Origin of the sequence: Methylobacterium sp. CCH5-D2, assembly GCF_001556475.1 — a bacterium.
GTDB lineage: Bacteria > Pseudomonadota > Alphaproteobacteria > Rhizobiales > Beijerinckiaceae > Methylobacterium > Methylobacterium hispanicum.
Genome location: NZ_LSIX01000914.1, coordinates 1 through 5,731, shown reverse-complemented (window position 1 = coordinate 5,731; position 5,731 = coordinate 1). Strand labels below are relative to the sequence as shown.

The window sequence follows — 5,731 nt, the reverse complement described above, 5'->3', positions numbered from 1 at the left end:
GCGTCGAGCGGCGGCGGCGATCGCAGCGCCGCCTCGAACGCCGCGAGCAGGCCGGCATCCGCGCCCGAACCGCGGAGCCAGGCCCGCACCGGATCGAGGGCGGCCTCCGCGCCGCCCGCCCGGGCGGCCACCGCGGCGAAGCGGGCGAGCGCCGCGCACTCCCCCTCGGCGAGGCGCGTCAGGTTGACGCTCAGCGGCATCAGGGTCTGGTGGCGGTTCTGCAGGAAACCGTGGAGCACCTTCTGGCCGACCGCCTCGGCGAGCTGGCGGCGGCCCGGCTCGACGGCGCGGTGGCGGCGGTCGATCGTCGCCCGCTCGCCCTCGGACGGCTGGTGATCCGGTCCCGTCTCGACTAGCTGCAACACCTGCCCTCCATGCCCGCGCCGCCGTTGTCGGCGCACCGATCAGGTGTTCCCGGATGACCGTCGATCAAGTGCTCGCCTTCGGCCTGATCGGCGTGACCGTCGCGGCCTTCGTCTGGGACCGGCTGCCCTACGACGTCGTGGCGCTCACGGCGCTCGCGGTCGGCATCGCGATCGGCCTCGTGCCCGCCGACAAGGCCTTCTCGGGCTTCTCCGACGACATCGTGGTCATCGTGGGTGCGGCGCTCGTGCTCTCGGCGGCCATCGCCCGCTCGGGCGCGGTCGAGACCCTGATGCGCCCGCTCATGCCCTACCTGACGAGCGCGGGACGGCAGGTGCCGATCCTGGTTGCCGGGGTGCTGCTGCTGTCGATGGTGACGAAGAACGTGGGCGCGCTGGCGATCTTCATGCCGATCGCCCTGCAGCTCGCCCGCCGCAGCGGCACGCCGGCCTCCGCGATGCTGATGCCGATGGCCTTCGCCTCGCTGATCGGCGGCATCGTCACCCTGGTCGGCACCTCGCCGAACGTGATCGTCTCGAAGGTCCGCGCCGACCTGACCGGCCAACCCTTCGGCATGTTCGACTACACCCCCGTGGGGCTCTGCGTGGCGGCCTCAGGCTTCGTCTTCCTGTGCCTGGGCTGGCGGCTGCTGCCGCGGCGCGACGGCGGCACGCGCTCGATGGAGGCGGCCTTCACCCTGGAGCGCTACACCACGGAGGCGCGCCTGCCCGCGCGCCACCCGGCGGCCGGCGGCACGGTGGCCGCGCTGGAGGCGCAGGGCGACGGCGAGGTCCGCGTCGCGACCGTCCTGCGCGAGCGCTTCCGGCGCTATCCGGCGAGCCCCGACTTCCCCCTGAAGGACGAGGACGTGCTGCTCCTCGACGGCGAGCCCGACGCGCTGGAGCGCTTCGTGGCCCGCACCGGGCTCGCCCTCGCGGGCGCCGCGCCCGCGGCCGAGGCGGTGGTGATGGAGGGCGTGGTGACCGCCGAATCCGACCTCGTCGGACGCACCGCTGCCCAGCTCGACCTGGAGCGCGCCACCGGCCTCGGCATCCTCGCGGTCAGCCGGCGCGGCCGGCGCATCGAGCAGCGGCTCTCCTCCGTCCGCTTCCGGGCCGGCGACGTGGTGGTGGTGCGCGGCCGCGCCGCCGCGCTCGCGCCCGCCCTCGGGACCCTGAAGGTGCTGCCGCTGGCCGCCCGCGAGATCGCGCTCGGCCGCAACGACCGGAGCTGGCTGCCGGCCGCGATCCTGCTCGCCGCGATGGGCCTCGTCGCGCTCCACGTCGTCCCGGTGGCGGTGGCCTTCTTCGGCGCGGTCGTGGCCGTGCTGCTCCTGCGCAGCATGACCCCGCACGAGGCCTACCAGGCCGTGGAATGGCCGGTGCTGGTGCTGCTCGGCGCCCTCATCCCGATCTCCGAGACGGTCAGCAGCACCGGCGGCGCGGACCTCGTCGCCGCCCACCTGACGGCCCTGGTGCAGGACCTCTCGCCCGTGGCGGCACTCGGCGCGATCCTGGTTCTGGCCATGGCGGTGACGCCGTTCCTCAACAACGCCGCGACCGTGCTGATCATGGGGCCGATCGCCGCCAAGCTCGCGACCAAGCTCGGGCTCAATCCCGACCCGTTCCTGATGGCGGTCGCGCTCGGCGCGGCCTGCGACTTCCTCACGCCGATCGGCCACCAGTGCAACACCCTGGTGATGGGACCCGGCGGCTACCGCTTCGGCGACTACGCCCGGCTCGGGCTGCCGCTCTCCCTCATCGTGATCGTGGTGGGCGTGCCGCTCATCGCCCTCGTGTGGCCCCTCCATCGGACCTGACGGGGGCGTCTTTCGGGTTAGGCCGCAAGAGCCCCGGCTCCGACCTCCGGGGCGATGCGCCGCGCGCGGGCACCGGTCTATGAGCGTGGCGATGCGAGGGTCGTCGTCGCGCGTCCGGCGCCGAGGCGACGACCTGCCGGCCGGTCGGGAGCGACGCGTGGCGCCAGACGACATCGACGTGATCCGAGCCCGGCTCGCGGCGCATCCGAGACCCGCCGACCTCGCCGAGCGGCGCGCCCGCATCGACGGCCTCGGGGCCGGCTACGCCCTGCCTCCGGATGTCGTGGTCGAGCCGGCGGATGCCGACGGCGTGACAGCGGAATGGACGCGCACCCCGGCGGCCGAGGGAGACGCCGTCATCCTGTTCCTGCACGGGGGCGGCTACGTCTCCGGCTCGCTGACGAGCCATCGCCACATGGTGGCGCAGGCCGGGCGCGCGGCGCGGGCACGGACCTTCGCGCTCGATTATCGGCTGGCGCCGGAGCACCCGTTCCCGGCCGCGCTCGAGGACGCGCTCGCCGGCTACCGCTTTCTCCTCGCTTCGGGCATCGCGCCGGCGCGGATCGCCCTCGCGGGCGAGAGCGCGGGCGGCGGCCTCGCGCTCGCCACGGCCCTGTCCTTGCGCGCGGCGGGCGTTCCGCTGCCGGGCTGCCTCTGGCTGAGTTCGCCCTGGGTCGACCTCGCGCTCATGGGGGCGAGCATGGACGCCAAGGCGGCCGTCGATCCCCTGCTGAGCCGCGCCTACCTGTCCGAACTCGCCGGCCTCTACCTGAACGGAGCCGACGCGCGGGGGCCTCTCGTCTCACCGCTCGGAGCCGACCTCGCGGGCCTGCCGCCGATGCTGATCCAGGTCGGCTCCGCCGAGACGCTCCTCGACGATTCCGTGCGGCTCGCGGCGGTCGCAGGTGCCGCCGACGTCGCCGTGCAGCTCGAGATCTGGCCGCACATGATCCATGCCTGGCATCTCTTCTACCCGGAGGTGGCCGACGGGCGGCACTCCCTCGCGAGCGCGGGGGCCTTCGTCGCGCGCCGTCTCGGCGCCCGCTGACGCGACGGGGCGCGGGGACGGCCGAAGCCCTCCCCGTCGTGGCGGCACCGATTCAAGCCGCCTTCACGCCCGCCAGGAACAGACCCACCTCCCGGTGGAGGCTCTCGGAATGGTGCGAAAGTTCCCGCGCGGCACCGAGCACCTGCCCGGCGGCGCTGCCGGTCGAGCCGGCACCCTGGCGCACGTCGGCGATGCTCCCGGCGACCCGGCCGGTGCTGCTCGCGGCCTGCTGGACGTTCCGGGCGATCTCCTGCGTGGCAGCCCCCTGCTGCTCCATGGCGGCGGCGATCGCGTTCGAGGCCGCCGCCATCTGGCCGATCGTGGCCCCGATGGCGCGGATCGCCGCGACCGATTCCTGGCTCACGCTCTGGATCGCGGCGATCTGGCCGGCAATCTCCTCGGTCGCGCGGGTGGTCTGGCCCGCGAGGTCCTTCACCTCGCCCGCGACGACCGCGAAGCCCCGGCCCGCCTCGCCGGCCCGCGCCGCCTCGATGGTCGCGTTGAGCGCCAGCAGGTTCGTGTGCCCGGCGATCTTGTTGATCATCGCCACGACCGTGTCGATCCGCTCGGCCGCGCCCGCGAGTTGCCGGACGAGCCCGTCGGTCCGGTGCGCCTCGTCGGCGGCCTTCTGGGCGATGCGGGCCGACTGACCGGCCTGCTGCGTGATGTGCTGGATCGAGGCCGACATCTCCTCGCTCGCGGCGGCCACGGTCTGCACGTTGGCCGCCGTGGTCTCGGCCGCCCGCATGGCGGTCGCGGATTGCAGCGCGGTCTGCTCGGCCGTGCTCGCCATGGTCTGGGCGGTGGCCTCCATCTCGGTCGCGGCCCCGGCCAGCCCCTGCGCCAGCACCGAGACGTTCGCCTCGAAGGTCTTCGTCAGCCCGTCGAGATGATCGGCCCGGCGCATCTTGGCGTCGGCCTCCTCGGCCGCCGCGGCGTCGGCGCGCGCCTTGGCGATCAGCGCGTCCTTGAAGACCTGGACGGCGCGGGCCATCGCGCCCAGCTCGTCCCGGCGCGCGGCGCCCGGCACCGCGACGGCGTGGTCGCCGGCAGCAAGGCGCTGCATCGCCGCGGTCATCGCGGTCACCGGCTGCGCGACGCCCCGGCCGACGCGCCATGCGAGGAGCACGCCGATCACGAGGGCGGTCGCGCCGATGCCGATCACGAGCCCGCGCAGGTGGTTCGCGTCCGCGGCCATCAGGGCCATGATCTGCTGCTGGTCGCGTACCGCCCGCTCGCGCGTCTCGGCACCCAGGGCGACGAGGTGGTCACCCGTCTGCTTCAGGGTCTGGTAGGCGGCCTCGACCGTGCCCGCACCGGTGAGCACGCCGTCGAGCGCCGCCTTGAACGGGGCGACCCTGCCGGCGACCGCCTTCAGCGGGGGTTGGAGCAGGCCGGCGCCGTCGATCCGCGCGAGCGCCGCGATCTCCCGCGTGTAGCGACCGAACTCCACCGTGGCAGTGCTGGCATCCGCCGGGTTGTTGCTCGAGCGGAACAGGTAGGCGGCGGCGAGGGTGGCCTGGAGGGCGCGGTCGGCCCGGAAGGCGGCGGCGGCGAGGGCCGGATCCTGCGCGGCCCGGTCGGCCATCGCGTAGCCGGCATTCGAGAGCGCGACGCCGAGCTTGCCGAGGTCGCCGAGCGCGGCCTTGCGCGCCTGCATCACGCCGATCAGGGCGTTCGCGCCGGCCACGTAGTCCCGCGACGGCCCGAGCATCGCATCCTCCGCCTCTCCGGACCGGGGAGCGGCCTCGCTCTCGGCCGCGAGTTTGGCGAGCCCCGCCTTGAGCTCGCCCAGCATCTCGCCCTGCTCGGTGCGCATGTAGTTGAGCACGAGGCGCCGGGCGCCGTTGACGAGCAGTTCGGAGGCGCTGGCCCGCTCGGCGGCCCGCACGCGGGCGTCCGCGCCCTCCACCTCGGCGTTGAGCACGCTGACGCTGCGGAAGGTGGCGAGCGCGGACAGCAGGAGAAGCACCAGCACCACGCCGAAGCCGGCGGCGATGCGCTGGGCGACCGAGAGACGGTCCGGACGGAGAGTGAGCATCGGCGGCAGTCCTGGAACCTCGGTGCATCCTCGCCGGCCTGTAGACGCGGGCCGGTGCGGGACGGTCGGGCAGCGGAGAGGAAGGGTCGTTCGTGATCCGGCGCGCCCGGATCGGGCCTCAGCGGACCGCCCGGATCTGCCGGAGCGTCTCGGCCCCGAAGCGGGCGCTGAACCCGGACGTCGTCGCCTGCAGGCTCTGCTCGAAGGCCGCGCGATCGACGCCCGCGACCACGCTCATCCCGGACCTGCGCAGCGCGTCGACGCCCTCGGTCTCGGCCCGCCCGGCCACCTCGCGGGAGACCTGCCCGGCGGCGCGAGCGGCCTCGGTGAAGGCCTTCTGGTCCGCGGCGCTCAGGGCTTCCCAGGCGGCGCGCGACATCGCGACCACGGCCCACGAATAGACGTGCCCGCTCAGGGTCAGGTGCTTCTGGACCTTCTCGAAGCGGGACGCGGCGATCAC

At 74.4% G+C, this 5,731-nt stretch carries 4 protein-coding genes and 1 pseudogene; 2 read left to right on the top strand and 3 right to left on the bottom strand.

The features are described 5' to 3' along the window. Window positions 1-365, bottom strand: a 365-nt coding sequence (locus tag AX737_RS24690) for a hypothetical protein (RefSeq protein ID WP_156453933.1), incomplete at its 3' end; no start/stop codon positions are given. A 53-nt stretch (window positions 366-418) separates the two neighbouring features. Between AX737_RS24690 and AX737_RS24685 the strand changes: the two genes are divergently transcribed. Then, entirely contained in the window at window positions 419-2,182 is a 1,764-nt protein-coding gene (locus tag AX737_RS24685; protein WP_066925940.1) for an SLC13 family permease, read from the top strand. A 157-nt stretch (window positions 2,183-2,339) separates the two neighbouring features. Beyond that, window positions 2,340-3,230: an alpha/beta hydrolase gene (locus AX737_RS24680; RefSeq protein WP_066925937.1), complete on the top strand. Its 891-nt coding sequence runs from the start codon at window positions 2,340-2,342 to the stop codon at window positions 3,228-3,230. A gap of 52 nt (window positions 3,231-3,282) precedes the next feature. Here AX737_RS24680 and AX737_RS24675 read toward each other — a convergent pair whose 3' ends face one another. Continuing rightward, window positions 3,283-5,271 carry a HAMP domain-containing methyl-accepting chemotaxis protein gene (locus AX737_RS24675; protein WP_066925934.1) on the bottom strand — a complete coding sequence of 663 codons (1,989 nt, stop codon included), beginning with the start codon at window positions 5,269-5,271 and terminating at the stop codon, window positions 3,283-3,285. Between the two features lie 118 nt (window positions 5,272-5,389). Then, a pseudogene (locus tag AX737_RS24670) lies at window positions 5,390-5,731 on the bottom strand (TRAP transporter substrate-binding protein DctP); the annotation flags it as partial.